At 69.5% G+C, this 25,939-nt stretch carries 26 protein-coding genes; 18 read left to right on the top strand and 8 right to left on the bottom strand.

Annotated features, from left to right (window positions below):
• Positions 1 to 60 precede the first annotated feature (60 nt).
• Together DA1_RS16190 and DA1_RS16185 are read left to right on the top strand one after the other, a co-directional pair.
• The gene (locus DA1_RS16190) at positions 61 to 1,407 is read left to right on the top strand and encodes a cyclic di-GMP phosphodiesterase (RefSeq protein WP_080736827.1); all 1,347 of its coding nucleotides are present in this window, start codon (positions 61 to 63) and stop codon (positions 1,405 to 1,407) included.
• Complete coding sequence (locus DA1_RS16185) at positions 1,404 to 3,890, top strand: bifunctional diguanylate cyclase/phosphodiesterase (RefSeq protein WP_034391812.1); 2,487 nt, start codon at positions 1,404 to 1,406, stop codon at positions 3,888 to 3,890. Before DA1_RS16190 ends, DA1_RS16185 begins: the two co-directional genes overlap by 4 nt.
• On the opposite strand, the gene DA1_RS16180 is transcribed toward DA1_RS16185, so the two are convergent.
• From DA1_RS16180 to DA1_RS16170, 3 genes are all read right to left on the bottom strand, one after another.
• Complete coding sequence (locus tag DA1_RS16180; protein ID WP_034391813.1) at positions 3,854 to 4,672, bottom strand: sulfite exporter TauE/SafE family protein; 819 nt, start codon at positions 4,670 to 4,672, stop codon at positions 3,854 to 3,856. The two genes, DA1_RS16185 and DA1_RS16180, sit on opposite strands and share 37 nt — an antisense overlap.
• Before the next feature lie 390 nt (positions 4,673 to 5,062).
• Positions 5,063 to 5,464 (bottom strand): cell division protein ZapA, encoded by a 402-nt coding sequence (locus tag DA1_RS16175; RefSeq protein WP_034391815.1) that lies wholly within the window; start codon positions 5,462 to 5,464, stop codon positions 5,063 to 5,065.
• Between the two features lie 33 nt (positions 5,465 to 5,497).
• Positions 5,498 to 5,707, bottom strand: coding sequence for a hypothetical protein (locus tag DA1_RS16170; RefSeq protein WP_034391817.1), 210 nt, complete (start codon positions 5,705 to 5,707; stop codon positions 5,498 to 5,500).
• Between the two features lie 316 nt (positions 5,708 to 6,023).
• On the opposite strand from DA1_RS16170, the gene DA1_RS16165 reads away from it, so the two are divergent.
• Genes DA1_RS16165 through DA1_RS16140 form a run of 6 tightly spaced genes read left to right on the top strand, consistent with a single transcriptional unit; the run spans position 6,024 to position 11,516 of the window.
• A complete protein-coding gene (locus DA1_RS16165; protein ID WP_034391820.1) occupies positions 6,024 to 7,424 on the top strand; it encodes a cobyrinic acid a,c-diamide synthase CobB in 1,401 nt (466 codons plus the stop codon).
• The gene (locus tag DA1_RS16160; RefSeq protein WP_013803219.1) at positions 7,421 to 8,014 is read left to right on the top strand and encodes a bifunctional adenosylcobinamide kinase/adenosylcobinamide-phosphate guanylyltransferase; all 594 of its coding nucleotides are present in this window, start codon (positions 7,421 to 7,423) and stop codon (positions 8,012 to 8,014) included. The genes DA1_RS16165 and DA1_RS16160 overlap by 4 nt, the downstream gene beginning before the upstream one ends.
• Positions 8,011 to 8,883, top strand: a complete 873-nt coding sequence (locus DA1_RS16155; protein ID WP_034391821.1) for an ABC transporter substrate-binding protein — start codon at positions 8,011 to 8,013, stop codon at positions 8,881 to 8,883. The genes DA1_RS16160 and DA1_RS16155 overlap by 4 nt, the downstream gene beginning before the upstream one ends.
• Before the next feature lie 41 nt (positions 8,884 to 8,924).
• Positions 8,925 to 9,908 carry a FecCD family ABC transporter permease gene (locus tag DA1_RS16150; RefSeq protein ID WP_034391823.1) on the top strand — a complete coding sequence of 328 codons (984 nt, stop codon included), beginning with the start codon at positions 8,925 to 8,927 and terminating at the stop codon, positions 9,906 to 9,908.
• Positions 9,905 to 10,702, top strand: a complete 798-nt coding sequence (locus tag DA1_RS16145; RefSeq protein ID WP_034391825.1) for an ABC transporter ATP-binding protein — start codon at positions 9,905 to 9,907, stop codon at positions 10,700 to 10,702. Before DA1_RS16150 ends, DA1_RS16145 begins: the two co-directional genes overlap by 4 nt.
• Before the next feature lie 16 nt (positions 10,703 to 10,718).
• Complete coding sequence (locus tag DA1_RS16140) at positions 10,719 to 11,516, top strand: aminoglycoside phosphotransferase family protein (RefSeq protein ID WP_034391828.1); 798 nt, start codon at positions 10,719 to 10,721, stop codon at positions 11,514 to 11,516.
• On the opposite strand, the gene DA1_RS16135 is transcribed toward DA1_RS16140, so the two are convergent.
• Positions 11,513 to 12,391 carry a MurR/RpiR family transcriptional regulator gene (locus tag DA1_RS16135; RefSeq protein WP_034391831.1) on the bottom strand — a complete coding sequence of 293 codons (879 nt, stop codon included), beginning with the start codon at positions 12,389 to 12,391 and terminating at the stop codon, positions 11,513 to 11,515. The two genes, DA1_RS16140 and DA1_RS16135, sit on opposite strands and share 4 nt — an antisense overlap.
• Before the next feature lie 160 nt (positions 12,392 to 12,551).
• Between DA1_RS16135 and DA1_RS16130 the strand changes: the two genes are divergently transcribed.
• The 10 genes from DA1_RS16130 to DA1_RS16085 all read left to right on the top strand — a co-directional run bounded on the left by DA1_RS16130 (position 12,552) and on the right by DA1_RS16085 (position 21,829).
• The gene (locus tag DA1_RS16130; RefSeq protein ID WP_034391834.1) at positions 12,552 to 13,895 is read left to right on the top strand and encodes an aspartate aminotransferase family protein; all 1,344 of its coding nucleotides are present in this window, start codon (positions 12,552 to 12,554) and stop codon (positions 13,893 to 13,895) included.
• A 71-nt stretch (positions 13,896 to 13,966) separates the two neighbouring features.
• Complete coding sequence (locus tag DA1_RS16125; RefSeq protein WP_034391836.1) at positions 13,967 to 14,884, top strand: amino acid ABC transporter substrate-binding protein; 918 nt, start codon at positions 13,967 to 13,969, stop codon at positions 14,882 to 14,884.
• A gap of 17 nt (positions 14,885 to 14,901) precedes the next feature.
• A complete protein-coding gene (locus DA1_RS16120) occupies positions 14,902 to 15,558 on the top strand; it encodes an aspartate/glutamate racemase family protein (protein WP_034391838.1) in 657 nt (218 codons plus the stop codon).
• Between the two features lie 63 nt (positions 15,559 to 15,621).
• Positions 15,622 to 16,191 (top strand): cob(I)yrinic acid a,c-diamide adenosyltransferase, encoded by a 570-nt coding sequence (gene cobO, locus DA1_RS16115; RefSeq protein WP_013803210.1) that lies wholly within the window; start codon positions 15,622 to 15,624, stop codon positions 16,189 to 16,191.
• A gap of 39 nt (positions 16,192 to 16,230) precedes the next feature.
• Positions 16,231 to 16,938, top strand: coding sequence for a 5,6-dimethylbenzimidazole synthase (bluB, locus tag DA1_RS16110; protein ID WP_012204651.1), 708 nt, complete (start codon positions 16,231 to 16,233; stop codon positions 16,936 to 16,938).
• Positions 16,935 to 18,029 (top strand): adenosylcobinamide-phosphate synthase CbiB, encoded by a 1,095-nt coding sequence (cbiB, locus tag DA1_RS16105; protein WP_034391841.1) that lies wholly within the window; start codon positions 16,935 to 16,937, stop codon positions 18,027 to 18,029. Before bluB ends, cbiB begins: the two co-directional genes overlap by 4 nt.
• Entirely contained in the window at positions 18,026 to 19,069 is a 1,044-nt protein-coding gene (locus tag DA1_RS16100) for an aminotransferase class I/II-fold pyridoxal phosphate-dependent enzyme (RefSeq protein WP_034391843.1), read from the top strand. Before cbiB ends, DA1_RS16100 begins: the two co-directional genes overlap by 4 nt.
• Positions 19,056 to 20,561: a cobyric acid synthase gene (locus DA1_RS16095; protein ID WP_034391845.1), complete on the top strand. Its 1,506-nt coding sequence runs from the start codon at positions 19,056 to 19,058 to the stop codon at positions 20,559 to 20,561. Before DA1_RS16100 ends, DA1_RS16095 begins: the two co-directional genes overlap by 14 nt.
• Positions 20,562 to 20,704: 143 nt before the next feature.
• Positions 20,705 to 21,136 carry a hypothetical protein gene (locus tag DA1_RS16090; protein WP_013803206.1) on the top strand — a complete coding sequence of 144 codons (432 nt, stop codon included), beginning with the start codon at positions 20,705 to 20,707 and terminating at the stop codon, positions 21,134 to 21,136.
• A 321-nt stretch (positions 21,137 to 21,457) separates the two neighbouring features.
• Complete coding sequence (locus DA1_RS16085) at positions 21,458 to 21,829, top strand: oxidoreductase (RefSeq protein ID WP_012204656.1); 372 nt, start codon at positions 21,458 to 21,460, stop codon at positions 21,827 to 21,829.
• Positions 21,830 to 21,914: 85 nt separating this feature from the next.
• On the opposite strand, the gene otnI is transcribed toward DA1_RS16085, so the two are convergent.
• From otnI to denD, 4 genes are read right to left on the bottom strand one after another with little or no spacing between them, the layout of a single operon-like run.
• Entirely contained in the window at positions 21,915 to 22,712 is a 798-nt protein-coding gene (otnI, locus tag DA1_RS16080) for a 2-oxo-tetronate isomerase (protein WP_034391846.1), read from the bottom strand.
• Between the two features lie 35 nt (positions 22,713 to 22,747).
• On the bottom strand, positions 22,748 to 24,031 hold the full coding sequence (gene otnK / locus DA1_RS16075) for a 3-oxo-tetronate kinase (protein ID WP_034391847.1): 1,284 nt from the start codon (positions 24,029 to 24,031) through the stop codon (positions 22,748 to 22,750).
• On the bottom strand, positions 24,028 to 24,960 hold the full coding sequence (ltnD, locus tag DA1_RS16070; RefSeq protein ID WP_034391849.1) for an L-threonate dehydrogenase: 933 nt from the start codon (positions 24,958 to 24,960) through the stop codon (positions 24,028 to 24,030). Before ltnD ends, otnK begins: the two co-directional genes overlap by 4 nt.
• Positions 24,957 to 25,937: a D-erythronate dehydrogenase gene (gene denD / locus DA1_RS16065; protein WP_034391851.1), complete on the bottom strand. Its 981-nt coding sequence runs from the start codon at positions 25,935 to 25,937 to the stop codon at positions 24,957 to 24,959. Before denD ends, ltnD begins: the two co-directional genes overlap by 4 nt.
• Between the last annotated feature and the right edge of the window lie 2 nt (positions 25,938 to 25,939).

Below are 25,939 nucleotides of genomic sequence, written 5' to 3'. Positions count from 1 at the left end.
GAGGCCAGACTTGGCACCTGGGGTCGCGGATTGGCTGCGAGGCCCTCAGAACTGGAGATAATGCCCGAATCATCGGCTTACATATTGCCGATTCCTTCAGCCTCGGGGCCGTTGCCGCGCGTGAACCATTCCGTCCTCATCGATATCCGAGACCTCCGTCCGGGCATGTTTGTCCAGCTCGATGTTGGGTGGCTGAACCATCCCTTTCCGGTCAGCAGCTTCAAGATCACCTCCAGCGCACAGATCCAGACCCTGAAATCCCTGGGCCTGGAGGTGGTGCGCTGTGTCCCGCACAAAAGCGACACCTGGCCCGCCGAGGTGCGCACCCCGCCGCCGCAGGAGCTGCCGCCCGTCGTGGTGGCACCCGAGCCTGCACCCACCGAACCTGCGCCAGCACCGCTGCTGCTGTCCGTGCCCGACTGGCGCGGCCGGCTGGAGGACTGCAATGCGCGCTTTCAGAAAGTGGAGCGCGGCTATGTGGCCATAGAGACCACCATTGCCAGCGCGCCCGAGCAGGCGCGCATGCCCACCGAGGCCCTGGTCGATGGCTGCCTGGCCGAACTGGCGGGACCACAGGACGTGGCCATTCACCTGTTGTCCGATGGCGTGGGCAGCAGCCAGAGCGTGCATGCCGTCAACGTGACCGTGCTCAGCCTGCTGCTGGGCCGGGCCCTGGGCCTGCAGGAATCGCTGCTGCGCGACCTGGGTCTGGCGGCGCTGCTGCATGACGCGGGCAAGCCCGTGGCCGGTGTCGAAGGCATGCACGGCCTGGCCCTGGAGCCTTCCGTGCCCGACGCCCTGCGCGAGCGCTACGAGCGCCATGTGGGCGAATCCGTGGCCATTGCCATGCGCATGGGCCTGTCGGCCCAGGTCACCACGGCCATCGCCCAGCACCATGAATGGGCCGACGGCACGGGGTTCCCGCTGAGCCTGGTGGCCGAAGACATGGAACTCACGGGCCAGATCCTGGCCCTGGTCAACACCTACGATCGCCTGTGCAATCCCGGCGATGCACAGACGCCGCATACGCCGCACGAGGCCCTGTCCATGCTGTTCAGTCGGCTGCGCGACAAGTTCGCCGCGCCCGTGCTCAATGGCTTCATCCGCATGATGGGTGTGTTCCCTCCGGGCTCGGTGGTGGAGCTGACCGACGGGCGCCATGCCATGGTCATGTCCGTGAATGCATCACGCCCGCTCAAGCCCTCGGTGATGGTGCACGATGCCGGCGTGCCGGCCGCGCAGGCGCCCGTGCTGGCGCTGGAGCTGTTTCCCGAGCTGGGCATACGCCGGGGAGTGGCGCCCGCGCAGCTGCCGCGCGATGCGCTGGACTACCTGTCGCCGCGCCGGCGTGTCTGCTATTACTTTGAACGGGCGGTGGAGTTGGATCCACCGAAGGTGGCGTCTTGAACAAGCAAGCGCTGAACCGCGCCTGGCCCCGCCTGCTCGATGCACTGCAGGAGGCCCTGTGGCTGATCGATGCGCGCACCCTGAAGGTGCTGCGCGCCAACGCCGCCAGCGAATCCGTCACCGGCTATGAGGCCGATGCGGCCCCGGGCCTGCCCGTGCAGGTGCTGGCCGCCACGCCGCAGCAGCAGGCTTTCTGGAGCGATCCCTTCAACTGGCAGGCCGGAGCCCAGTTCATTGCCGAGGTGCGCCGCGCCGATGGCCAGCTGGCGCCCGTGGAGATGCGCGTGCGCGCGCTCGACGGCGAGGTGCTGCTGGTCAGCATGCTGGACCGGCGCGAGCAGGCCTTGCACGAGGCCGAGTTCGAGAGCCTGCTGGGCGAGCTGCGCGCCACGCTGGAGTCCGCGGCCGACGCCATCCTGGTCTGCGATCCCGATGGCCGCATCCGCGCCTTCAACCACCGCTTTGCCACGCTCTGGGGCATTCCCGAGGCGCTGCTGGTGCGCCGCAACGACGTGGCCATCCTCGACCACCTGGCCAGCCAGGTGCGCGATGCCGAATCCTATGCGCGCCAGCTGAAGCTGCTGTCGGCCCAGCCCCTGATGGAGGCGGCCGACGTGCTGGACCTGCGCGACGGCCGCATCCTGGAGCGCCGCGCCGTGCCCCAGCTGCGCCGGGGCCTGCCCATGGGGCGGATCTTTTCCTTCCGCGACATCACGGCCGAGGCCCAGACCCAGGCGGGTCTGGAGCTGGCCGCGCGCGTCTTCGAATCCAGCCTGGACGGCATCTTCATTGCCGACGGCTACATGGATGTGGCCCGCACCAACCCGGCCTGCGAACGCCTGCTGGGCGGCATGCCCGTGCAGGGGCGCACGGTGGAGTCGCTGTTCGAGGCCGCCGAAGGCCAGGCCGACACCCTGGGCGACCTGGCCCGCATCCAGTGGCACCAGGGCGGCTTCTGGGAGGGCGACCTGTGGCTGCGCCAGGCCGGCGGCGCGCGCTGCGCCGTGCGCCTGTCCTGGGTGCCGCTGCGCAACGCGCAGGGCGACGTGGTGCAGAGCATCGGCTTCATGCGCGACCTCACGCAGCAGCGCGTGGCCCAGCAGCGCATTGAACAGCTGGCCTACAGCGACGCGCTCACCGGCCTGCCCAACCGCCTGAACCTCACGGAGCGCGTGGATGCAGCCATCGAAGCCGCGCGCGCAGGCGGCACGGTGTTCAGCATCCTGTTCATCGACCTGGACCGCTTCAAGATCATCAACGACTCGCTGGGCCACCAGTTCGGCGACCGCGTGCTCAAGCTGGTCGCGCAGCGCCTGAGCGACTGCATGCGGCCCGTAGACATCCTGTGCCGCCTGGGTGGCGACGAGTTCGTGCTCTATCTGCAGGGCTGCAACGCCGAGCTGGCCGCTTCGGTGGCCAAGCGCATCCTGCAGGAGATGGAGCGCCCCTTCCTGCTCGACGGCCTGGGTTTCTCCGTGCAGTGCAGCATCGGCGTGGCCCAGTACCCGGCCGATGGCCTCACGCTGGATGAACTGATCCGCCAGGCCGACACCGCCATGTACCGCGTCAAGGAGCGGGGCCGGGGCCATTTCAGCTTCTACCAGCCGCAGATGAGCGCCGGCCTGCTGTCGCGCATGAAGCTGGAGCACGCCATGCGCCAGGCGCTGGAGCATGGCCGCATGGCGGTCTACTTCCAGCCGCAGGTGCACATAGACAGCGACCGCATCGTCGCGGCCGAGGCGCTGCTGCGCTGGACCGATCCCGAATTCGGCGTGGTCTCGCCGGGTGTCTTCATCCCGCTGGCCGAGGAGTCGGGCTACATCGTCACGCTGGGCGCCTGGGTCATGGAGCAGGCCGTGCAGGAGGCTGCACGCTGGCAGCAGCAGGGCATGCCCATCAAGGTCTCGGTCAACGTGTCGGCGCTGGAGTTCCGCCAGTCAGGCTTTGTCGAGCGGGTGACCGAGCTGCTGCGCAGCTACGGCCTCACACCCCAGCTGCTGGAGCTGGAGCTGACGGAAAGCATCTTGCTGCAGGACGCCCAGGACATGGCGCTGCGCGTGTGCCAGATCGCCGATCTGGGTGTGGGCATGGTGATTGACGACTTCGGCACCGGCTACTCCAACCTGGCCTACCTGAAGAAGCTGCCCATCTCCAAGATCAAGATCGACCAGAGCTTCGTGCGCGGCCTGCCCAGCGACGAGGGCGACCAGGCCATTGTGGGCGCCATCATCAGCCTGGGTCTGGCGCTGGGCGTGGAGATCGTGGCCGAGGGCGTGGAAACGCACGAGCAGCTGACGGCCATCCACCGCATGCAGGGCCACTACTTCCAGGGCTTTCTGTGCGCGCCTGGCCTGCCGCGCGAGCAGTTCGGCGAATGCCTGCAGGCCCAGCGCGCCGGCATTGGTGCCATCGCCTACCGGCAGAGAATGGCCCAGGCCGCGAGCGCTCAGCCGCCTGCGCTCAAGCCCTTCCAGAGCATGTAGGCCGCCAGGCCGAACAGCAGCGTGGCAAAGATGCGCTTGAGCTGGCCCACGGGCAGCCGGTGCGCGGCCCGTGCCCCCAGCGGTGCCGTCAGCACGCTGCAGCAGGCCAGGGCCAGAAGGGCCGGCAGCCACAGGTAGCCCAGCGAGTATTCGGGGCGCCCCGCATCGCCCGCGCCGGTGAATATCAGGCCCGCCGCATTCACCACGGCAATCGGAAACCCCAGTGCCGCGCTGGTGCCCACGGCCATGTGCATGGGCACCGAGCAGCGCATCATGAAGGGCACGCTGATGAAGGCCCCGCCTGCCCCCACCAGCCCCGAGATGAAGCCCAGGCCCGTACCCGCGCCGTACAGCCCCAGCGGGCCGGGCAGGGCGTGCGTGGCCGTGGGCTGGCTGTTGCTGCGCAGCATGCGCAGCGCCATGTAGCCGATGAATACGCCAAAGAACAGCGCCAGGTACTTGCCGCGCAGCAGCGCGAAAACGCCCAGGCTGGCGAGCAGGCAGCCCGTGATGATGCCCGGCGCCAGACTGCGCACGATGTCCCAGCGCACGGCGCCGCGCCCATGGTGGGCGCGCAGGCTGGAGATCGAGGTGAACACGATGGTGGCCATGGCCGTGGCGATCGCCATCTTCACGGACAGGTCAGGGCCGACCCCGCGCTTGTCGAGGAAGTAGGTCAGAAACGGCACGAGCACCATGCCGCCGCCCACCCCCAGCAAGCCGGCCAGGAAGCCGGAGCACAGGCCCAGCAGGGCCAGTTCGAGAAACAGCAGGTCAGGCATGCGGCAGAAGGTCGGTAGTGGATGGGCGGGGAGGGGAGGGCAACAAAAAACCCGGCGCACCGTGGAGGTGCGCCGGGTTGGAATCAGGTGTCTGCAAAGACCACCGGGCCGTCATCCTGAACCGGGGTTCAGGGGGGCAAGGGCAGCCAGACGTTGGGTTCATCTAACGCGAGACGATCACGCTCGAATGGCAATGTACCAAGCCCGGGCTCATAGAGCATTGGTCCAAGGAACTATAAAGCCCGGCGGGTTTGCAGACGCCTCCATTCTACGGCGATTGAGCAGGCCCGCAATCAAGTTCTTTGAACGGCATGGGCTTTCCATTGACATGGCCGATGCCATGAAAACGGCCTCCGAAGAGGCCGTTGGATGGACGGGGAGTGCAGCGGCTCAGAGCAGCCGAGCATCGCTTTCCAGGGCCTGGTCCAGGCGCAGCACCAGTTGCTCGGCAAGGGCCTGCTGGCGCTGGCGCTCGGCCAGTTCCTCGGGGCTGGGCTCGGGCGGCATGGATTGGGCGGCATGCTGCGAAGTGACCTCGTCATGCAGGGACTGCATTTCGGCCTGGGCCGTGGCCATGGCGCTTTCCTGCGCTTCGCGGTCCAGCACGTCGAAGGCCATGTTCAGCGCGGACAGCACGGCCACGCGCTCGCGCGAGCGGACCTTGCCGCTGTCGCGGATGCGGGTCATGGCCGTGTCCACACGGCGCACGGCCTCGAGCAGACGCTCTTCCTGGCCATCGGGGCAGGTCAGCACATAGCTTTGCTGCAGGATTTGCACTTCGATCTGCTTCATGGGCGTTCGGGACGTCGGCGGTTGCGAAGGGGGTCAAGCCCCCTGGTTGGAGGGCAGGCGCTCGATCAGGGCATCGACGCGGGCCCGTGCGGCGTTGAGCCGCGAGCGCAGCAAATCACGCTCCTGGGTCAGGGCCGCCACCTGTTCGGCGAGTAGCGCATTCGTGCGTTGCAGTTCCTCGTGGCGAACCAGCAGGCGCTCCACGCGCTCTGCAATGTGGTCGAGGGAAGTCTGGGAGGTCATAGACGCTGAGATTGTAGGACGTGCGAACGAAGTGAGCGCATTCCGTGGAAGTATCCGAGGAAACCTGATAGCAGGGGGGCTTAGAAGGCTTGACGTCAGCGCCGTGCTCAGGTATTCGAGCGCAGGCGGCAGACTGTCTCACAAAATCGTAGCGCCATGTGTAGGACGCGTCTGCTTCGGCGGGGTGTAATGCGTAAGCATTGGTTGCGGGCGCGGTGCGGGTCGGGTGCGGATACGGCGGGGGTGCGCACTACAATGCGCCGCGTTGGCGGAGCGGCCGGTTCAAGGCAGCGTCGCACGGAGCAAACAAATACACATGAATATTGACCTTGGCCGGGGCGGGGCACGCTGCCCGGCGCTGCTGATCACTTCCACGGCCTCGGGCCAGGGCAAGACCACGCTGACGGCTGCGCTGGCGCGGCTGCATGCGCGCCAGGGGCGCCGCGTGCGCGTGTTCAAGTGCGGCCCTGACTTCCTGGACCCGCACTGGCACGAGCTGGCCAGCGGTGCGCCCGTGCACAGCGTCGATCTGTGGATGACGGGCGAGGCCGACATGCGTGAGCGCCTGCACGCTGCCGCCTGCGAGGCCGACCTCATCCTGGTGGAAGGCGTCATGGGCCTGTTCGACGGCACGCCCTGCGCGGCCGATGTGGCCGAGCGGCTGGGCCTGCCGGTGCTGGCCGTGATCGACGCCTCGGGCATGGCCGGCACCTTTGGCGCACTGGCCCATGGCCTGCAGCACTACCGGCCCAGCCTGCGCTGGGCCGGCCTGCTGGCCAACCGCGTGGGCAGCGCCCACCATGCCGACCTGCTGCGTGCCGGCCTGCGCGAGCCTTCGTTGTGGCTGGGCGCGCTGGCGCGGGTGCAGGGTGCAGGCACCACCTCGCTGCTGCCCGAGCGGCACCTGGGCCTGGTTGCCGCGCATGAGCTGGACGATGCCCTGCAGCGCCTGGACGTGGCCGCCGATGCGCTGCTGACCACGCCGCTGGGCCAGTTGCCCTGGCAGGTCGGGCCGGGGCAGGGCGCCAGCTGGCAGGACTGGTCCGTGGACTTTGAACCGTGCCCGGAACCTGCCGAAGCCGTGCAGCCCTGGCTGGCGGGCCGCACCGTGGCGGTGGCGCGTGATGCGGCCTTCAGCTTCATCTACCAGGCCAACCTCGACTGCCTGCGTTCCATGGGTGCGCGGATTGCCTTCTTCTCGCCCCTGGCCGCAGAGCGCCTGCCGCAGTGCGATGCGCTGTGGCTGCCCGGCGGCTATCCGGAACTGCACCTGGACGCGCTGGCCGCCCATGCCGCGCTGCGTGGTGACATTGCCGCCCACGTGGCAGCCGGCCGGCCGGTCTGGGCCGAGTGCGGCGGTATGCTCGTGCTGTGCGAACGACTGACCGACACTGCGGGCCGGACCGCGGACCTCTGGGGCCTGTTGCCCGGCCATGCGCGCATGCAGCCGCGCCTGGCCGGCCTGGGCATGCAGCAACTGCCCACGCCCTGGGGCCTGTTGCGCGGCCATACCTTTCACTACAGCCGGCTGGACACGTCCATGGCCGAGGCCGGGCGCAGCAGCCGTCCGGGCCAGGATGCCCATCCCGACCGGGGCGAGGCGCTGTACCGCCAGGGCAGTGTGCACGCCAGCTATTTCCATGCCTGGTTTGCCTCGCAGCCGCGCGCCGTGGCGGCGCTGCTGGGCGCTGACATTCCCGCAGGCCAGGCGTCATGACCGACCAGATCTCCACCTATTCGCTTGCGCGCAGCCAACTCATTCTGGGCGGCCAGAAAAGCGGCAAGTCGCGCCGTGCCGAATTGCTGGCCCGCGCCTGGCTCGATGGCGCCCTGGACCGCGAGGCCGCGCTGATCGCCACCGGCCAGCCATGGGACGACGAAATGCGCGAGCGCATCGCCCGCCACCGGCGCGACCGCGCCGAGCGCGTGCCGGGCATGGCCACGCTTGAGGAGCCGCTGGACCTGGCCGCCATGCTTGCGCGGCACAGCACGCCGCAGCGCCTGCTGGTGGTGGACTGCCTGACGCTGTGGCTGACCAACTGGATGATGCCGGCCCAGCCTTCCGAGGAACTGGCGCGCGGATGGGAGGGCCAATGCACGGCCTTTCTGGCCGCCTTGCAAGCTGCGCCCGGCCCGGTGATCCTGGTCGGCAACGAGATCGGCCTGGGCGTGATCCCGCTGGGATCGCAGGTGAGGGCCTTTGTGGATGCGCTGGGTGTGCTCAACCAGCGTGCGGCGCAAAGCTGTGAAACCGTCACGCTGATGTGCGCCGGCCTGCCGCTGGCGCTCAAGGGCCCGCAGCCGTGAGGCCATGGCGTCTCGCCCTGTGGGGCCTGGCACTGGCGCTGTCTGCGGCGCAGGCTGCCATCCGGGTCACGGACGGGCGGGGCGTTCCGGTGGAGCTGCCACAGCCGCCGCAGCGCATCGTCAGCCTGCTGCCCTCGCTGACCGAGACCGTGTGCGAGCTGGGCGGCTGCCAGCGTCTGGTCGGCGTGGACCGCTATTCGAACTGGCCGGCCCATGTGAAGACCCTGCCTGTGGTGGGCGGCGGAATCGATCCCAACATCGAGGCCATCGTCGCGCTCAAGCCCGATCTGGTGCTGGTGTCCATGGCCTCGCGCTCGGTGGCGCGGCTGCAGGCATTGGGCCTCAAGGTGGTGGCGCTGGAGCCGCGCACCCATGCCGATGCGCAGGCCGTACTGCGCACCGTGGGCCAGTTGCTGGACCTGCCGCCCGCGCAGGGCGCCGACCGTGTCTGGTCCGCCATCGAGGCGCGCATGCAAGACGTGGAGCGCAGCATGGCCCCCGCGCTGCGCGGGCAGACCGTGTATTTCGAGGTCAACCGCGGCCCCTTTGCCGCAGGCGAGTCTTCGTTCATCGGCGAGACCCTGGCGCGCCTGGGCATGCGCAACATCGTGGGTGCGCAGCTGGGGCCGTTTCCGCGCATCAACCCTGAATTCGTGGTGCGCGCCGATCCGGACTTCATCCTGGGCGGCGACCGCAGCCTGGGCACATCAGGCGAGCCCTATCCGGGCTGGGGCCGCATGCGTGCCATGCAGGCCGGGCGCGTCTGCCGCTTTGTGCCGGCCGAACTGGACGTGCTGGTGCGCGCCGGCCCGCGCATGGCCGAGGGCGCTGCGCTGATGGCGCGCTGCCTGAACGGGGCCGCACGGTGAGGCCGGCCCGCAGGCACCACAGCGGCCTGGCTGCGCCCTGGATGGCACTGGCCCTGCTGGTCGTGAGTGCCCTGCTCATGCTGCTGGGTGCGGGCGTGGGCAGCACGGGCTGGGAGAGCGTGTGGGCGGCGCGCAGCGATCCGCTGTCCTGGCAGATCGTCACCGACATCCGGCTGCCCCGCACGGCGGGCGCGTGGCTGGCGGGCGGCCTGCTGGGGCTGGCCGGGGCCATCGCCCAGGGCGTGTTCCGCAACCCGCTGGCCGATCCCTATCTGCTGGGCAGTGCCTCGGGCGCCTCGCTGGGCGTGGCGCTGAGCATGGCGGCGCTGGGCGCCTCGCCCTTCGCACTGGCGGGCCTGGCGCGCCTGGGTGTCACGGGTGCGGCCTTTGCGGGCGCGGCCCTGGCCGTGCTGCTGACCCTGGTGCTGGCCCAGGGCGTGCACAACACCATGCGCCTGCTGCTGGCCGGCGTGGTGGTGGGGGTGGTGCTGGGCGCGGCCGCATCGCTGGTGCTGCTGATGAACCCGGACATCATGCAGGCCATGCAGGCCTTCATGCTGGGCAGCACCTCCTTCATCGGCTGGGGCGCCTGCGCGCTGATGCTGGCCGTGCTGCTGGCCACCGCCCTGGGCGCCTGGTGCCTGGGCCGCGTGCTCGACGGCCTGTCCCTGGGCGAGGCTACGGCCCACAGCCTGGGCCTGCCGCTGGCGCCGCTGCGCATGGTGCTCATCTTGCTGCTGGCGCTGGCCACCGGCACGGCCGTGGCGCAGACCGGGCTGATTGCCTTCGTCGGCCTGGCCGCGCCGCATCTGGTGCGCTCCATGGTGCGCTCCATGCACCGCTGGCTGCTGGTGCTCAGCGCGGGCATGGGCGCCGTGCTGCTGCTGGCCGCCGACCTGCTGGCGCGCTGGCTCATCGCCCCGCAGGAGCTGCCCGTGGGCGCGCTCACGGCCTTGCTGGGCGGCAGCTACCTGCTGTGGCTCATGCACCGCCGCCACGCCCTGCGCGGCGGGGAGGGCGCATGACGGCCCCCGCCCTGCAAGCGCGCGCCCTGAAGGTTCGCCTGGGCGATCGACAGGTCCTGGGCGGCTTTAACCTGGCCCTGCCGGCCGGCCGCTGGACCGCCATCGTCGGCCCCAATGGCGCAGGCAAATCCACGCTGCTGCGCGCCCTGGCAGGCATGGAGTCCGGCGCTGGCGTGCAAGGGGAGGTGGAGCTCCTGGGCCGCCCGCTGCGGCAATGGAGTGCGCGCGAACGGGCCTGCTCGCTCGCCTGGCTGGGGCAGAACCAGCCCGTGGCCGGCGACATGCGGGTCCATGACGTGGTCATGCTGGGCCGCCTGCCGCACCAGGGCTGGTTGGCTGCGCCCAGCCAGGCAGACCATGCCGCCGTGGAGCAGGCCCTGCGCCAGACCCAGGGCTGGGACTGGCGCATGCGCAGCGTGGGCAGTCTCTCGGGCGGGGAGCGCCAGCGCGTGCTGCTGGCGCGCGCCCTGGCCGTGCAGGCCCGCGTGCTGCTGATGGACGAACCCCTGGCCAACCTCGACCCGCCGCACCAGGCCGACTGGCTCGAATGCGTGCAGGCCCTGGTCACCCAGGGCCGCACCGTGGTCAGCGTGCTGCATGAGATATCGATGGCCTTGCAGGCTCAGGAACTGGTCATTCTCGACAAGGGGCAAGTGGTGCACCAGGGTGCCTGCGCCGACGCGGTCACGCATGCGGCGCTGGAGGCCGTGTTCGAGCACCGGCTGCGCATCCGCGCCGTCGACGGGCAGTGGCTGGCCCTGCCACGGCTGCGGGGGCAAGCTGCGGCTCCCTGATCGCCTGTTGGAAAAAATGTCTCTCCATGCGCCGTATCTGAGCCGCTGGGCTCTGACCATCGATGGCCAGCCCCTGTACACGCCGCGCGGTGTGTTGCTGCCCGTGCGCCAGGGCGGCACGCCCGCCATGCTCAAGATTGCGCTGGAGCCCGAAGAGGTGGCCGGTGCCCGCCTGATGGCCTGGTGGAATGGCGATGGTGCCGCGCCCGTGCTGGCCCATGAAGGGCCGGCCCTGCTGATGCTGCGCGCCACAGGACCCGAATCGCTGGTGGAGATGGCCCGTGGCGAGCGCGATGAGGAGGCCACGCGCATCCTGTGCACCGCTGCCAAGCGCCTGCACCTGCCGCGCGCCAAGGCGTTGCCACCCCTGGTGCCGCTGACGCAGTGGTTCCATGCATTGCTTGCACAAGGCCATGGAACCGCCAGCCTGCTCGGCCTGTGCGCCACCACGGCGCGCGAGCTGCTGGCCGCACCGCGCGACGTGATCGTGCTGCATGGTGACCTTCACCACGGCAATGTGCTGGACTTCGGCCCCCTGGGCTGGCTGGCCATCGATCCCAAGGGCCTGCACGGCGAGCGCGGCTTTGACTACGCCAACATCCTGAGCAATCCCGACCGCGCCAACGCACTGGCGCCGGGGCGCTTTGCGCGCCGCATGGCCACCATTGCCGAAGTCTCGGGCATAGAGCAAAGGCGCCTGTTGCAATGGGTGCTGGCCTGGTCAGGACTGTCTGCGGTCTGGAGCATGGAAGACGGTGACGATCCTGGCGCTGCGATGGCTGTGGCGCAAATGGCGGCTTCGGCCTTGGGCTAGTCGCGACCGGCTTTCCTCGACCGAGGCGCCTCCAGATACGCGCCGCTGGCAAACAATTGCTCCTCGGCCTGGTCGATGCGCTGCACCACGCCCTTGCCGGCGCGGCTGGCCAGCAGTTCCACCAGGGCCTCGGACAGCGCCACGGCCGAGGTGATGGAGGGGAAGAACGACGGGCTGTGCAGCGAAAACAGCAGCGTGGCGTCGGCCAGCAGCGCCAGGGGCGAGGCGGGGCTGTCGGTCAGTGCCACGATGCGGCAGCCCGCGTCCCTGGCGGCCTGGGCCACGGCCAGCGCCTCGCGCGAGTAGGGCGCAAAGGCGACTACCAGCAATGCGTCGCCGCGCTCCATGGCGCGGCATTGCATCTCCAGCGTGCCGCCCTGGCCGTCCAGCAGGTGCACGCTGGCGCGCAGCAGCCGGTACACATAGACAAAGGAAAAGGCCACGGGGTAGCTGGCGCGAAAGCCCGCCACATGCACGCTGCGGGCCTTTTCCAGCAGTGCGCAGGCCTGCTGCAGCGCATCGCCCAGGCGCCGCTCGGTGGCCTCCAGATTGCGGCGGTGCACTTCGAAGGTCTCGCCCACCAGGTCATGGTCGCCAGCGCGGCCCACCAGGGCCTTGGCGCGCTGGCCGTAGGCCTCGTCGCTGCCCAGCCCCATGTCCTGCGCGAAGGCCTGCTTGAGCTGCGGCCAGCCGTCAAAACCCAGCCACTGCGCAAACCGCACCAGCGTGGCGGGCGGGCTGCCGGCGCGCGTGCCCACGCTGCGCATGGAGGCCGTGACCACATCGTTGGGATGCTCCAGCACGAAGCGGGCCACCTGTTGCAGGGCCGGGCTCAACTCGGCAAATCGCTGGCGGATGTCGTCTTGAACGGACATGGGTTTTCAGGAGAAAAGGGGGGAAAAGGGCGGTGTTGGCTGCGCCGACTGTAGCCCAGGCGCGGGCTGGCTTGGAACGGCTGTTGTTGAAATCTCTGTTGACGGAACAAATGTTCCGTCAAATAATGTGATGAAACATTTGTTCCTTGAAAGAACTGCCATGAGCCATGTGTTCCATCGCCATCTGCACCACACGCCCCCCGTCGCTGTCGCCGCCAGCGGCCTGGAGATACGCGACGCGCAGGGGCGCAGCTATATCGATGCCTCGGGCGGCGCGGCCGTGTCCTCGCTGGGCCACGGGCATCCCGACGTGATCGCCGCCATGCATGACCAGATCGACCGGCTGGCCTATGCCCACACCAGCTTCTTCACCACTGCGGTGGCCGAGGAACTGGGGCAGGAACTGGTGCGCGGCGCGCCCGAAGGCACCAGCCACGCCTACCTGGTCAGCGGCGGCTCCGAGGCCGTGGAGGCCGCGCTCAAGATGGCGCGCCAGTACTTCGTGGAGATCGGCCAGCCCGAGCGCACGCACTTCATCGCACGCCGCCAGAGCTACCACGGCAACACGCTGGGTGCGCTGGCCGTGGGCGGCAATGCCTGGCGGCGCGCGCCGTTCGCGCCCATCCTGGTGCCGGCCACCCATGTCTCGCCCTGCAATGCCTACCGCGACCAGCGCGACGATGAAACCCCAGAGCAATACGGCCAGCGCCTGGCCGACGAACTGGATGCGGCTATCGGCGTCCACGGCCCGCGCAGCGTGATCGCCTTCGTGGCCGAGACCGTGGGCGGCGCCACGGCCGGCGTGCTCACGCCCGTGCCCGGCTACTTCAAGGCCGTGCGCGAGGTGTGCGACCGCCACGGCGTGCTGCTCATCCTGGACGAGGTCATGTGCGGCATGGGCCGCACGGGCACCCTGCATGCCTGCGAGCAGGAAGGCGTGGTGCCCGACCTGATCACCGTGGCCAAGGGCCTGGGCGGTGGCTACCAGCCCGTGGGCGCGGTGCTGGCGCAGGGGCGCATCGTCGATGCCATGTCGCGCGGCAGCGGCTTCTTCCAGCACGGCCATACCTACCTGGGCCACCCGGTGGCCTGCGCGGCGGCACTGGCCGTGCAGCGCGTGATACGGCGCGACGGTCTGCTGGACAAGGTGCGTACCAATGGCGAAGCCTTCGGGCAGATGCTGGTGCAAGCCATAGGCAGCCACCGCCGCGTGGGCGAGCACGTTGGCGACATTCGCGGGCGCGGCTTCTTCTGGGGCATGGAGCTGGTGGCCGACCGCGCCAGCAAGGCGCCCTTCGATGCGGGCCTGAAGCTCAACGCTCGGATCAAGACCGAAGCCCTGCAGCGCGGCCTGCTGTGCTACCCCGGCGGCGGCACGGCCGATGGCCGTGCGGGCGACCACGTGCTGCTGGCGCCGCCCTTCATCGCCACGCGGGAACAGCTGCAGACCATTGCCACGCGCCTGGCCGAGTCCATCGAGGCCGCACTCGCCCAGGTTCTCTGATCCGTTCCTGCGCTCGCGCGTACTTCCACGCTTTCCCACCCTTTCCCCAACCCCGTCACAGGAGTGTCCCCATGACCCCATCCCGCCCGACCCTGAAGCGCACGGCCCTGGCCGTGACCAGCGCCCTGATCGCCGCGCTGCTGCCGCTGGCCGCCAGCCATGCCCAGGACAGCGGCACGCTCGCCAAGATCCAGCAGGCGGGGGCCATCACGCTGGGCTACCGCGAGTCCTCGTTCGGCTTTTCCTACCTGGATGGCGATCTCAAGCCCGTGGGCTACAGCATGGACATCTGCCGGCGCATCGTGGACGAGGTCAAGGCCCAGCTCAAGCTGCCCGCACTGCAGGTGCGCTATCAGGCCGTGACCTCGGCCAACCGCATCCCGCTGGTGGCCAACGGCACGGTGGACCTGGAGTGCGGCTCCACCACCAACCTGGTTGAGCGGCAAAAGCAGGTGGCCTTCTCGCCGGATATCTTCCGCTACAACGTGCGCATGCTGGTGCGCGCGGACTCGGGGCTGCGCTCCGTCGCCGACCTGCAGGGCAAGACCGTGGCGACGACGGCGGGCACCACGTCCTTTCGCCTGCTGCGCGAGGCGGACCGGGGCCGCAACCTCGACGTCACCAACCTTTCGGGCAAGGACCATTCGGACTCTTTCATGCTGGTGGAGAGCGGCCGTGCCCAGGCCTTTGTGCTGGACGACATCCTGCTCGCCGGCCAGATCGCCAATGCCAAGAACCCGCAGGACTACCTGATCACCGGCGAAAGCCTGCGCACCGAGAACCAGGCGCTGATGCTGCGCAAGGACGATGCCGGCTTCAAGGTCATCGTGGACCGCGTGGTGACGGGCATGATGCAGTCCGGCGAGATGGAAAAGCTCTACAACCGCTGGTTCATGTCGCCCATCCCGCCCAGGAACATCAACATCAACTACCCGCTCAACGCCGAGACGCGCGAGGCCTTCGCCCATCCCTCGTCCAAGGGCATCTGAACTTATTGCACGCATCCATGACCCGCATCGCCCTCATCCACGCCCTCAGCCACTCCGTCGCTCCCATCAACGAAGCCTTTGCGCGCGACTGGCCCGAGGCGGTTCGCATGAACCTTCTGGACGACAGCCTCTCGGCCGACCTGGCGCGCAACGGGCGCGGGCTGGACGCCGCCATGCACGAGCGTTTCCAGCGCCTGGCGCAGTACGCCGTGGACACGGGCGCGCAGGGGATCTTGTTCACCTGCTCGGCCTTTGGCCCGTGCATCGAGGCCGTGGCCGCGCGCCATGCGCCGCTGCCCGTGCTCAAGCCCAACGAGGCCATGATCGAAGAGGCCGTGCAGGGCCAGCAGGGGGCCTTGGGTTTGATCTCCAGCTTCGCGCCCACGCTGCAGTCCATGCCGCCGGAGTTTCCGGCCGGCATCGAACTCGTGCCCGCCCTGGCCGATGGCGCCATGGACGCGCTCAACCGGGGCGACACCGCCACGCATGACCGCCTGGTGGTCGAGCAGGCCAGGGCCCTGGCTGCGCGTGGCTGCACGCGCATTGCACTGGCCCAGTTCAGCATGGCGCGTGCCCGCGCCGCCTGCGAGGCCGCTACGGGCCTGCCCGTGCTCACCACGGTGGACAGCGCCGTGCGTGCCCTGCAGCGCCGGCTGGGCGCCCGCCTCGGTTAAAGTGGCGCTCCGCTGCGGCGCATGCCCGCCGCAGCGCGTGCAACTTTTGAGGACGACAGACCCATGCAGATCGAACAGGCCCCGACGGAAAAGCCCTATGAAAAGCCCGAAGGCGAACGCCGTGGCCTGGTGCTGGTGAACACCGGCGACGGCAAGGGCAAGAGCACGGCGGCCTTCGGCCTGGCCCTGCGCGCGCATGGCCGGGGCAAGTCCGTCAAGATCTTCCAGTTCATGAAGGTGCCCACCGCGCGCTTTGGCGAGCACCGCATGTTCGAGCAGCTGGGCATGCCCATCGAGGGCCTGGGCGACGGCTTCAGCTGGAAGAGCCAGGACCATGAGCGGTCGGCCCAGATCGCGCGCGAAGGCTGGGAGCGTGCGCGCACCGCCATCCTCTCGGGTGATCACTTCCTGGTCGTGCTCGACGAAATCACCTATCCGCTGATCTATGGCTGGCTGCCGCTGGAGCCTGTGCTGCAGGCCCTGGCCGACCGCCCGCGCCATGTGCACGTCATGCTCACGGGCCGCCGCTGCCCCGAGGAAATCATTGCCGTGGCCGATACCGTCACGCGCATGGAACTGGTCAAGCACGCCTTCCAGGCCGGCATTCCCGCCCAGCGTGGTATTGAGGACTGATGCCGCCCGCAGGCCCGGCCTGCGGCGGACAATGGCGGCATGAGCAGCGAAACGCAATCCCGGGCGCCAGAGACCATTCCCGCCCAACCCTTTGCCGAGGCCGAGCGGGCAGCCGTCTACCGCGCCATCCATGAGCGGCGCGACATGCGCCACTTCTGCGGCGGCGAAGTCGCGCCCGAGGTACTGCTGCGCCTGCTGCGCGCCGCCCACCATGCGCCCAGCGTCGGCTTCATGCAGCCCTGGCGCTTCATCCGCGTGCGCGATGCGCAATTGCGCCAGGAGATCCATGCCGTGATCGAGCAGGAACGCCTGCAGACCGCGCGTGCGCTGGGCGAGCGCGAGGAAGACTTCATGCAGCTCAAGGTCCAGGGCGTGCTGGATGCGGCCGAGGTGCTGGTCGTGGCCATGCCGCCAGGGCGCGAGGCCCATGTCTTCGGCCGGCGCACCCTACCGGAGATGGACGTGGCCTCGGCCGCCTGCGCCATCCAGAACCTGTGGCTGGCCGCGCGTGCCGAGGGGCTGGGGCTGGGCTGGGTCTCGCTGTTCGATCCCGAGGTGTTGGCCGCGCTGCTGCAAATGCCCGTGGGCAGCCGGCCGCTGGCCGTGCTGTGCCTGGGCCCCGTGTCGGCCTACTATGCCGAGCCCATGCTGCAGCAGCAAAAGTGGGCCAGCCGCGCACCGCTGCAGGACATGCTCTACGACGACTTCTGGGGCCAGCGCGCCGCCGGCCCACAACCGCAGGCATGAGCGACAGCCCTTCCTGGCAACTGCTGTGCGCCGCGCTCAGCCCGCTGTGGTGGTGCTGGCAGGCGCTGTCGCAGCCGCAGGCCCAGGTCCAAGCCGAACCCTGGGCGCGCCACGCCCTGGCCGCAGCGCTGGCCGTTCCCGTGGCCCTGCTGATCGACCGGCTCTGGGGCGAGCCGCCCGTGTGGATGCACCCCGTGGTCGCCATGGGCCGGCTGCTGGGTGCGGTTGGGCGAAGAATTGCCCCACGCGAAGAACATGTGCGCGACTGGCCACGCTTTGCGCTGGGCGCCGTCGCCTGGTGCCTGCTGGCGCTGCTGTTTTTCGCCATCTACGCGTTCATCCAGTGGCTGCTGCCGCCCATGCCCTGGTGGCTGGGCGCCCTGGTGCTGGGCGTGCTGCTCAAGCCGCTTTTGTCCTGGCGCATGCTGCGCGACGAGGTGCTAGCCGTGGAAGCCGCGCTGCAGCAATCCCTGCCCTCAGGCCGCGAGCGGCTGACCTGGCTGGTCAGCCGGGACACGGCGCAGCTCGACGCAGGCCAGGTGCGCGAAAGCGCCATCGAGACCCTGGCCGAGAACCTCAGCGACTCCGTGCTGGCGCCGCTGCTCTGGTTTGCCGTGGCCGGCCTGCCGGGCGCGGCCCTCTACCGCTTTGCCAATACGGCCGATGCCATGTGGGGCTACCCGGGCTGGCGCGGGCAGGGCGATGACCGGCGCCACTGGCAATGGGCCGGCAAATGGACTGCGCGTGCCGATGACCTGCTCAACTGGATACCGGCGCGCCTGACCGCCTTGCTGCTGGCCTTGTCCGGCCTGGCCGCTGGCCGGCGGCCGGGCTGGGGTGCGCTGCGCCAGGACGCGCGCATCACCCCGTCGCCCAACGGCGGCTGGCCCATGGGCGCCATGGCAAGGCTGCTGGGCGTGCGCCTGGGCAAGCCCGGCGTCTATGTGCTCAACCCCGCAGGCCGCGTGCCGCAGGCGGCCGAGCTGCAGCAGGCCGTGGCGCATGCGGGCCGCGTGGTGGCCATGCTGGTGGCTGCAGGGCTGGCCGCCGCCCTGGTCCTTGGATGGGCGATGGCAGGAAAGACACCATGAAACCGATCCCAGTCACCCACGGTGGCACGGATGCGCTGGGCGTGCCCGCGCACGATTTCTCCACCAACCGCAATGCCTGCGGACCCTGCCCGCAGGCGCTGGACATGCTGGCCCAGGCCCACGCGGCTCAGTACCCGGACCCGCAGTACACGGCGCTGCGTGCGCGCCTGGCGGACTTTCATGGCGTTACGGCCGGGCGCATCGTCATCGCGGCCAGCGCCAGCGACTTCATCCACCGCATCAGCATGCATGCAGCGCGCGAAGGCGCGGCCGTCGCCAGCCTGCCGGCACACCATTACGGCGACTACGCCCACGCGGCCCAGGTCTGGCGCCTGCCCCTGGCCGCGCGCGACGGCATCACCGAGGCCGGCCCCGGCCTGCACTGGGCCTGCGCGCCATCGAGCCCGCTGGGCCAGCCCGAGGACGTCTGGCCCCTGTGGAGCGAGCCCGCACCGCCCGGCACCTGGCGCGTGATCGACTGCGCCTATGCACCCCTCAGACTGGAGCCGGGCATGGAACCCGCCGTGCCCTCCCAGGTGCGCGATGCCTGGCAGATGTGGACCCCCAACAAGGCCCTGGGCATGACCGGCGTGCGCGCGGCCTACGCCATTGCGCCCGAAGCCGTGCCGCACGACGAGATCGAGGCCTTGCGTGCCCTGGCACCATCCTGGCCCGTGGGCGCCCATGGCGAGGCCATGCTCACCGCCTGGACCGCACCGGCCACCCGGCAATGGCTGGCGCAAAGCCTGCAACGGCTGCGCGATTGGAAGGCGCAACAGATCGATCTGGTGCAGCGCCTGGGCTGGCAGGTACTGCCCGGCTCGCAGGCCAATTACTTTGTGGCGCGCTGGCCGCAAGCCCAGCAGGGCGACGCCATGCAGGCGCGTATGGCCCAACTGCGCGCGCAGGGCATCAAGCTGCGCGACTGCGACAGCTTCGGCCTGCCCGGCTGCGTGCGCATGGGCGTGCTGGCGCCTGCATCCCAGAACGCATTGCTGGCCGCCTGGCAGCCAATGGAGAAACACCATGCAATCGAATGAACCCGCTGCCGTGAATCTGCCCCTGCCCACCCCCAGCCAGCGCCCTGCGCTGTGCGTGATGGTGCTGGGCACCAGCAGCGGCGCCGGCAAGAGCTGGGTCGCCACCGCGCTGTGCGCCTGGTACCGCGCCCAGGGCTACAAGGTGGCGCCCTTCAAGGCTCAGAACATGAGCAACAACGCGCGGGTGGTCTCCGCGCCGGGTGGTGCCTGGGGCGAGATCGGCACGGCACAGTACCTGCAGGCCCTGGCCGCAGGCTGCGCGCCCGATGTGCGCATGAACCCGCTGCTGCTCAAGCCCGAGGCCGACATGCGCAGCCAAGTCGTGCTGCTGGGCCGGGTCAGCGAGGAACTCTCGGCCTTGCCCTGGCGCGGCCGCAGCGCCCGCGTCTGGCCGCAGATCGCCGAGGCGCTGGACAGCCTGCGCGCCGACAACGATGTGGTCGTCATCGAAGGCGCCGGCTCCCCCGCAGAAATCAACCTGCATGCCAGCGACGTCGTCAACATGCGCGTGGCGCGCCACTGCGGCGCGCATTGCCTGCTGGTGTCCGACATCGACCGGGGCGGCGCCTTTGCCCACCTCTACGGCACCTGGGCCCTGCTGCCGCCGGAAGAACAGGCGCTGATCCGCGGCTTCGTGCTCAACAAATTCCGGGGCGACGCCAGCCTGTTGGCGCCCGCCCCGCAGATGCTGCAGGAGCGCACCGGCGTGCCCACCGTGGCCACCATCCCCATGCAGTTCCAGCATGGCCTGCCGGAGGAGGATGGCGTCTTTGACGACCGTGGCTCTGGAGGAGGGGCGGGGCGCGCCGTGCACACCACCATCGCCATCATTGCCTACCCGCGCATCAGCAACCTCGACGAATTCCAGCCCCTGCTGCAGGTGCCGGGTTTGCGCGTGGTCTGGGCGCGCACGCCGGCCCAGCTGGCAGGCGCCGACTGGATCATCCTGCCCGGCTCCAAGGCCACGGCTGCCGACCTGGCCTGGATGCGTTCCCAGGGCCTGGATGCTGCCGTTGCTGCACACGCTGCGGCAGGCCGGCAGGTGCTGGGCATCTGCGGCGGCCTGCAGATGCTGGGCGAGGCGCTGATCGACCTGCATGGCGTGGACGGCAACGCAGCCGGCCTGGGCCTTCTGCCGCTGACGACCCTGTTCGCGCCCGACAAGACCGTGCTGCCCGCCAGCGTGCAACTGCCCCCGCTGCCGGGGGCGCTGGCGCCGCTGTCTGGCGTGCAGGCGCAGGTCTATGAAATCCACCACGGCCAGACCAGCGTGCGCCCCGACATGGTGGCCGCTGGCAGTGCCGTGGCCGAGCCCGTGCCCGGCCTGCTGTGGCACAGCCCCGATGGCCGCATCGCGGGCTGCTACTGGCACGGCCTGTTCGAGAACGCCGAGGTGCTGCGCGCCCTGTGGGGCGCCGAGGTGCCCACGCTGGACAGCGTCTTCGCGCGCATGGCCGAAGGCGTGCAGCGCTGGTTTGCGCACCAGGCTTGACCCAGGTCAGGGGCCGCTTGCAGGGGGCACGGCAAGCTGTAGGCCATGGCCTGCATGCGCAGCCGCGCTGTACCGATAAATGGGGAGCTGGAAAACACGCATGCTTGGGCCTTGACTTTTTTCACGAGGAATGGAGTGAAGCTATGAAGAACCCATGGATTCGTCCCCTGCAGCTGTGTATTGGCGCCGCCGTGCTTGGCATGGCCGGACTGGCCACTGCCCAGCCCGCCCCTGGCCCCGATGGCATGCCGCCCCCGCCGCCCGCTGCGGAAAAGGCCAAGCCCCATCACCACCACAAGAAGCACGCCGAGCCCAAGGGGCCCGCCAAGCGCGGCTATGACCGCCGCGACCCTGCCCAGCACGAGGCTGCAGCCGTCCAGGAGCAATCGCGCCGAGGCGGCGTCCAGTCGGGCGACCACTTCCAGCGCAATGCCGTGGCCCGCTGCGATGTCTTCAAGAACGAAGGCGACCGCCGCTCCTGCGTGGAGCGCGTCAAGGACGGCCAGGTCAGCGGCTCCGTCGAAGGCGGCGGCGTGCTGCGCGAGTACACGGAACAGGTTCCTGTAAGGCAATAACAGCGCTGGCTGTTGTTCACCTGAGAAAACCCGCCGGGCCACGAAGCCGGCGGGTTTTTTTGTGGGCGAATGCAGGCGGCACCGGCAGCTGCATTCAGGCCAGAAGCACCACGTTCAGGCCCTGCACTCTCTGGAATGCAGGCTCCCGCGTCAGCAGCCTGTGGTGTGGTCCCTGCTGAGACCTGGCCCGCCACCACGCCCCTGTCCGCCGGATTTGATCTGGGTCATACAAACCCATTCCACCTGTCCCGGACCGGCGCGCACCGGCAAGGCATTTCTATGATGGCGCCGTACTTCCCATATGGAAAAAGGATTCATCCCATGCAAGCCTTCCGGATCGTGGTCATTGGTGCGGGGCAGACCGGCACTCCCTTGCTGCAGCAATTGCTGGACGCGCCCTTCGTGCAGTTGCTTGGGGTGGCCGACCTGGATTTGAACCAGCCCGGCATCGCACTGGCACGCGCGCGCGGCGTGCCGGTCACCACCCGGTTCATGGAACTGGTGGACGCGGCGGTGGACATCATCATCGACGTGACTGGCTCGCTGCAGGTGCGCGAATCGCTGCGCAGCAAGATGGTGGAGACCGGCAACACGCACACGCTGATCATGCATGAGGCGATTGCGCTGCTGATGATGTCACTGTCGGCCGGCCGGCTGGTGGTCGGCAAGCACAGCGATCTGGAATATTCCTGAACGCAGGCGGCGGATACGCAGGACAGCTATCCGCCCCATCCTCCCGTGCCTGGCGGATGACGGGCTGCCGCAGCAGACGCTACAGCTACAGCCACTCCTTCATCCACCCCAGCCCCTCGCTGGTAGCGTGCGCCGCCGCGCCGCGCGCGGGGCGGTATTCGCAGCCTATCCAGCCGTCGTAGCCCAGCTGGTCCAGCAGGCGGAACAGGTAGGGGTAGTTGACCTCGCCCACGTCGGGTTCGTGGCGTTCGGGCACGCCTGCGATCTGCACATGCCCCACGCGGCCCGTGGGCAGGTACTGGCGGATCTTCATGGCGAGGTCTCCCTCGACGATCTGGCAGTGGTAGAGGTCCATCTGGACCTGGACGTTGGACTCTGCGATGTCGGCCAGCAGCGCGTGGGCCTGGTCCTGGCGGCTCAGGAAGAAGCCTGGCATGTCCCGGCCGTTGATGGGCTCCAGCAGGATGGCGATGCCGTGGGGCGCGGCCAGCCGTGCGGCATGGCGCACGTTGGCGATGTAGGTGGCGCGCAGGATGTCATCGCTGGCGCCTGCGGGCTTGAGCCCGGCCATGACGTGGATGCGCGGGCAGCCCAGGGCCCGGGCATAGGCGATGGCGCGTTCCATTCCCTGGGCAAATTCCGCCTCGCGCCCGGGGATGCAGGCCAGGCCGCGCTCGCCCGCGTTCCAGTCGCCGGGCGGGGCGTTGAACAGCACCTGCTGCAGGCCGTGGTCCTGCAGGCGGCGGGCCAGTTGCTCGGGGGCAAAGTCGTAGGGAAACAGGTATTCGACGGCCTGGAAGCCGTCGCGCGCGGCGGCCTCGAAGCGGTCAAGAAAGTCCAGGTCGTTGTAGAGCATGGACAGGTTGGCGGCGAAACGGGGCATGAAAGCTTTCCTGAAAACGGAGGCTGAGTGTGGCATCAGGCGCGCTGCAACGCGCCGAAGGCCTTGGTGAAGAAGTCCGTGGTGCCGAAGTTGCCGGACTTGAGCGTGAGGTGCAGGCCCTGCGGCGCCAGGAGCGAGGCGGCATGGCACCAGGGCACGCCAGGGTCGATCTGCGGCCCTATGCGCATCTGCTCGATGCCCAGCGCCTGCACGCAGGCGCCCGAGGTTTCTCCGCCGGCCACGACGAGCTGGCGCACGCCCATCTCGACCAGCCCCCGGGCGATGGCGGCGATGGTCTGTTCGACCAGTGCGCCGGCCTGCTCCACGCCCAGGCGGCCCTGCACGGCCTTGACGGCCGCGGATTCGGCGGTGGAGTAGATCAGCACGGGGCCGCTGGCGATGTGCTGGCGGGCCCAGGCCAGGGCCTTGCCGGCTTCGTCCTCGCCGGCGGCGATGCGCAGGGGCTCCAGCGCCAGGGCAGGGCGGCCCGAGGCGATGAAGTGCGCCACCTGTGCATTGGTGGCCACCGAGCAACTGCCCGAGACGACCGCCTGCAGGCCGGTGGCGGTTGGCAGGGCAGCGGCCTGGGCCGTGGGCTGGATGCCGAAGTTCGCGGGCAGGCCGATGGCAACGCCCGAGCCGGCCGTGACCAGGGGCATGCCGGCCAGCACCGGCCCCAGGCGCAGCAGGTCGTCGTTGGATACGGCATCGACCACGGCCATGCCCACGCCCTCGGCCTGGAGTGCGGCGATGCGCGCGCGGATGGCGGCCTCGCCCTGCGCGACGGCCACATGGTCGATCAGCCCCACCTTGCGCCGTGTCTGCGCCTGCAGCACGCGCACCAGGTTGGCATCGGTCATGGGGGTGAGCGGGTGGTTGCGCATGCCGCTGTCGCTGAGCAGCACATCGCCCACGAACAGGTGGCCCTTGAAGACGGTGCGCTGGTTGTCGGGGAAGGCCGGCGTGGCGATGGTGAAGCCACAGCCCAGCGCGTCCATCAGCGCATCGGTCACGGGGCCGATGTTGCCCTGCGGCGTGCTGTCGAAGGTGGAGCAGTACTTGAAGTAGATCTGCGGCGCGCGGCCATTGGCGCCCTGGGCCTGCAGCCATTCGAGGGCCTGCAGCGATTGCGCAATGGCATCGGCCGGCGCGATGGTGCGCGACTTGAGCGCGACAACGACGGCGTCCACGCCCTCGTCCACCGGGCCGGCAGGCACGCCAATGCTTTGCACCACGCGCATGCCTGCGCGCACCAGGTTGTTCGCCAGATCGGTGGCGCCCGTGAAGTCGTCGGCTATGCAGCCCAGAAGAAGGGTCATGGGGATTCCGATGAGGCCTGGGGCAGGGTGATGCCCGGGAAGATCTTGATGACGGCGCTGTCGTCCTCGCGGCCATGGCCGGCGGTGGATGCCTGCATGAACATCTGGTGGGCCGTGGAGGCCAGGGGCAGCGGGAATTTGCTGTGGCGCGCGGTGTCCAGCACCAGGCCCAGGTCCTTGACGAAGATGTCCACGGCCGACAGCGGGGTGTAGTCGCCGGCCAGCACGTGGGCCATGCGGTTCTCGAACATCCAGCTGTTGCCGGCGCTGTGGGTGATGACCTCGTAGAGCGCGGCGGCATCGACGCCTTCGCGCAGGCCCAGGGCCATGGCCTCGGCCGCTGCGGCAATGTGCACGCCGGCCAGCAGCTGGTTGATGATCTTGACCTTGCTGCCCGCGCCCGCGCTGTGGCCCAGGCGGTAGACCTTGGCGGCCATGGCGTCGAGCACGCCTTGGCAGGCGGCATAGGCCTCGGGGCGGGCGGCCGTCATCATGGTCATCTGGCCCGACGCTGCCTTGGCCGCGCCGCCGGAGATGGGCGCGTCGATGTAGTGCACGCCCTGCGCCTGCAGCCTGGCCTCCAGCGCCACGGACCAGTTGGGGTCCACGGTGGAGCACATGACGAAGACGGAGCCGGGCTGCAGCGCAGGGGCGATGCCGCCTTCGCCGAACAGCACGGCCTCGGTCTGCTGGGCGTTGACCACCACGCTGACAACGATGCGGCAGGCGGCGGCCATGTCGGCCAGCGTGGCGCAGGCCGTGCCACCGTCGGCGGCGAAGGCGGCTGCGGCCTCGGGGCGGATGTCGTGGACGTGAACGTGGTGGCCGGCGCGGCGCAGGCTTTGCGCCATGCCGGCGCCCATGGCGCCCAGGCCGATCACGCCGACGGCGCGTGCTGCGGGCTGTGGTGTGGAGGTGTCGTTGCTCATGGCTTGGCCGGTGTCAGGTCATCGGCGATGTAGGCGCGCACGATGGCCGCAAAGTCCTCGTCGCCGCGCAGGCCCAGCTGGTTGGCGCGCGTGGTATCCCAGCGGCCGGGCCAGCTGCCAACGATGCGCTCGACCTTGTCGTCGGGCTGCCAGCTCACGCGGTTGGCCACTTCGTCGCCAGCCACTTCGCGCAGCGCGCGCACCATGTCGCCTGCGCTGACGGACACGCCGGGCAGGTTGATGGGGCGGCGGTCGGCGACGGCGCTGGCATCGAGTTCGCAGCCTGCGACCAGGGCCTCGACGGCGCGGCGCGGGGACAGCAGCCACAGGCGCGTGGTGGCACCCACGGGGCAGTTGGCCGCTTCGCCGTTGAGGGGCTCGCGGATGATGCCGCTGGCAAACGACGAGGCCGCCGCATTGGGCCGGCCCGGGCGCACGCTGATCGTGGGCAGGCGCAGCACGCGGCCGTCGACAAAGCCGCGCCGCGTGTAGTCGGCCAGCAGCAGCTCGGCAATGGCTTTTTGCGTGCCGTAGGAGGACTGCGGGTTCAGTGCCGTGCCGTCCAGCACGGTGTCGGGCAGGTCGCCCCCGTAGACGGCCACCGAGCTGGTGAAGACCACGCGCGGCATGTGGCCCACGGCGCGGCAGGTCTCCAGCAGGGCGCGCGAGGCATCGAGGTTGATGCGCATGCCCAGGTCGAAGTCGGCCTCGGCCTGGCCGCTGACCACAGCGGCCAGATGGAAGATCACGGCCGTGTCCTGGTCTATGGCGCCGCGCAGCACCTGCGGGTCGGCAATGTCGCCCACCAGGGAGCGCACGCGCGTGTCGTCAATGGCGTGGGTGGCCACCACGTCGAGCAGGTCGATCTGGTGGATGGGCCAGCGGGTGCCGGCCAGCGTCAGCGAGCCTTGTTCGAGCAGCTTGCGGGCCAGGCGCTGGCCCAGGAATCCGGCGCCGCCGGTGATCAGTACTTTCATGT

It is taken from the genome of Delftia acidovorans NBRC 14950 (genome assembly GCF_001598795.1).
Lineage (GTDB): Bacteria > Pseudomonadota > Gammaproteobacteria > Burkholderiales > Burkholderiaceae_C > Comamonas > Comamonas acidovorans.
Note: the sequence above shows the minus strand (reverse complement) of the source record. Positions and strands in the feature narration are given on the sequence as shown.

What these genes read in the sequence shown, in the direction of transcription:
- DA1_RS16190 (WP_080736827.1), top strand. Translation starts at nt 61, where the DNA reads ATGCCCGAATCATCGGCTTACATATTGCCGATTCCTTCAGCCTCGGGG.
- DA1_RS16180 (WP_034391813.1), bottom strand. Translation starts at nt 4,672, where the DNA reads ATGCCTGACCTGCTGTTTCTCGAACTGGCCCTGCTGGGCCTGTGCTCC.
- DA1_RS16175 (WP_034391815.1), bottom strand. Translation starts at nt 5,464, where the DNA reads ATGAAGCAGATCGAAGTGCAAATCCTGCAGCAAAGCTATGTGCTGACC.
- DA1_RS16170 (WP_034391817.1), bottom strand. Translation starts at nt 5,707, where the DNA reads ATGACCTCCCAGACTTCCCTCGACCACATTGCAGAGCGCGTGGAGCGC.
- DA1_RS16165 (WP_034391820.1), top strand. Translation starts at nt 6,024, where the DNA reads ATGAATATTGACCTTGGCCGGGGCGGGGCACGCTGCCCGGCGCTGCTG.
- DA1_RS16160 (WP_013803219.1), top strand. Translation starts at nt 7,421, where the DNA reads ATGACCGACCAGATCTCCACCTATTCGCTTGCGCGCAGCCAACTCATT.
- DA1_RS16150 (WP_034391823.1), top strand. Translation starts at nt 8,925, where the DNA reads ATGGCACTGGCCCTGCTGGTCGTGAGTGCCCTGCTCATGCTGCTGGGT.
- DA1_RS16145 (WP_034391825.1), top strand. Translation starts at nt 9,905, where the DNA reads ATGACGGCCCCCGCCCTGCAAGCGCGCGCCCTGAAGGTTCGCCTGGGC.
- DA1_RS16140 (WP_034391828.1), top strand. Translation starts at nt 10,719, where the DNA reads ATGTCTCTCCATGCGCCGTATCTGAGCCGCTGGGCTCTGACCATCGAT.
- DA1_RS16135 (WP_034391831.1), bottom strand. Translation starts at nt 12,391, where the DNA reads ATGTCCGTTCAAGACGACATCCGCCAGCGATTTGCCGAGTTGAGCCCG.
- DA1_RS16130 (WP_034391834.1), top strand. Translation starts at nt 12,552, where the DNA reads ATGAGCCATGTGTTCCATCGCCATCTGCACCACACGCCCCCCGTCGCT.
- DA1_RS16125 (WP_034391836.1), top strand. Translation starts at nt 13,967, where the DNA reads ATGACCCCATCCCGCCCGACCCTGAAGCGCACGGCCCTGGCCGTGACC.
- DA1_RS16120 (WP_034391838.1), top strand. Translation starts at nt 14,902, where the DNA reads ATGACCCGCATCGCCCTCATCCACGCCCTCAGCCACTCCGTCGCTCCC.
- cobO (WP_013803210.1), top strand. Translation starts at nt 15,622, where the DNA reads ATGCAGATCGAACAGGCCCCGACGGAAAAGCCCTATGAAAAGCCCGAA.
- bluB (WP_012204651.1), top strand. Translation starts at nt 16,231, where the DNA reads ATGAGCAGCGAAACGCAATCCCGGGCGCCAGAGACCATTCCCGCCCAA.
- cbiB (WP_034391841.1), top strand. Translation starts at nt 16,935, where the DNA reads ATGAGCGACAGCCCTTCCTGGCAACTGCTGTGCGCCGCGCTCAGCCCG.
- DA1_RS16100 (WP_034391843.1), top strand. Translation starts at nt 18,026, where the DNA reads ATGAAACCGATCCCAGTCACCCACGGTGGCACGGATGCGCTGGGCGTG.
- DA1_RS16095 (WP_034391845.1), top strand. Translation starts at nt 19,056, where the DNA reads ATGCAATCGAATGAACCCGCTGCCGTGAATCTGCCCCTGCCCACCCCC.
- DA1_RS16090 (WP_013803206.1), top strand. Translation starts at nt 20,705, where the DNA reads ATGAAGAACCCATGGATTCGTCCCCTGCAGCTGTGTATTGGCGCCGCC.
- DA1_RS16085 (WP_012204656.1), top strand. Translation starts at nt 21,458, where the DNA reads ATGCAAGCCTTCCGGATCGTGGTCATTGGTGCGGGGCAGACCGGCACT.
- otnI (WP_034391846.1), bottom strand. Translation starts at nt 22,712, where the DNA reads ATGCCCCGTTTCGCCGCCAACCTGTCCATGCTCTACAACGACCTGGAC.
- otnK (WP_034391847.1), bottom strand. Translation starts at nt 24,031, where the DNA reads ATGACCCTTCTTCTGGGCTGCATAGCCGACGACTTCACGGGCGCCACC.
- ltnD (WP_034391849.1), bottom strand. Translation starts at nt 24,960, where the DNA reads ATGAGCAACGACACCTCCACACCACAGCCCGCAGCACGCGCCGTCGGC.
- denD (WP_034391851.1), bottom strand. Translation starts at nt 25,937, where the DNA reads ATGAAAGTACTGATCACCGGCGGCGCCGGATTCCTGGGCCAGCGCCTG.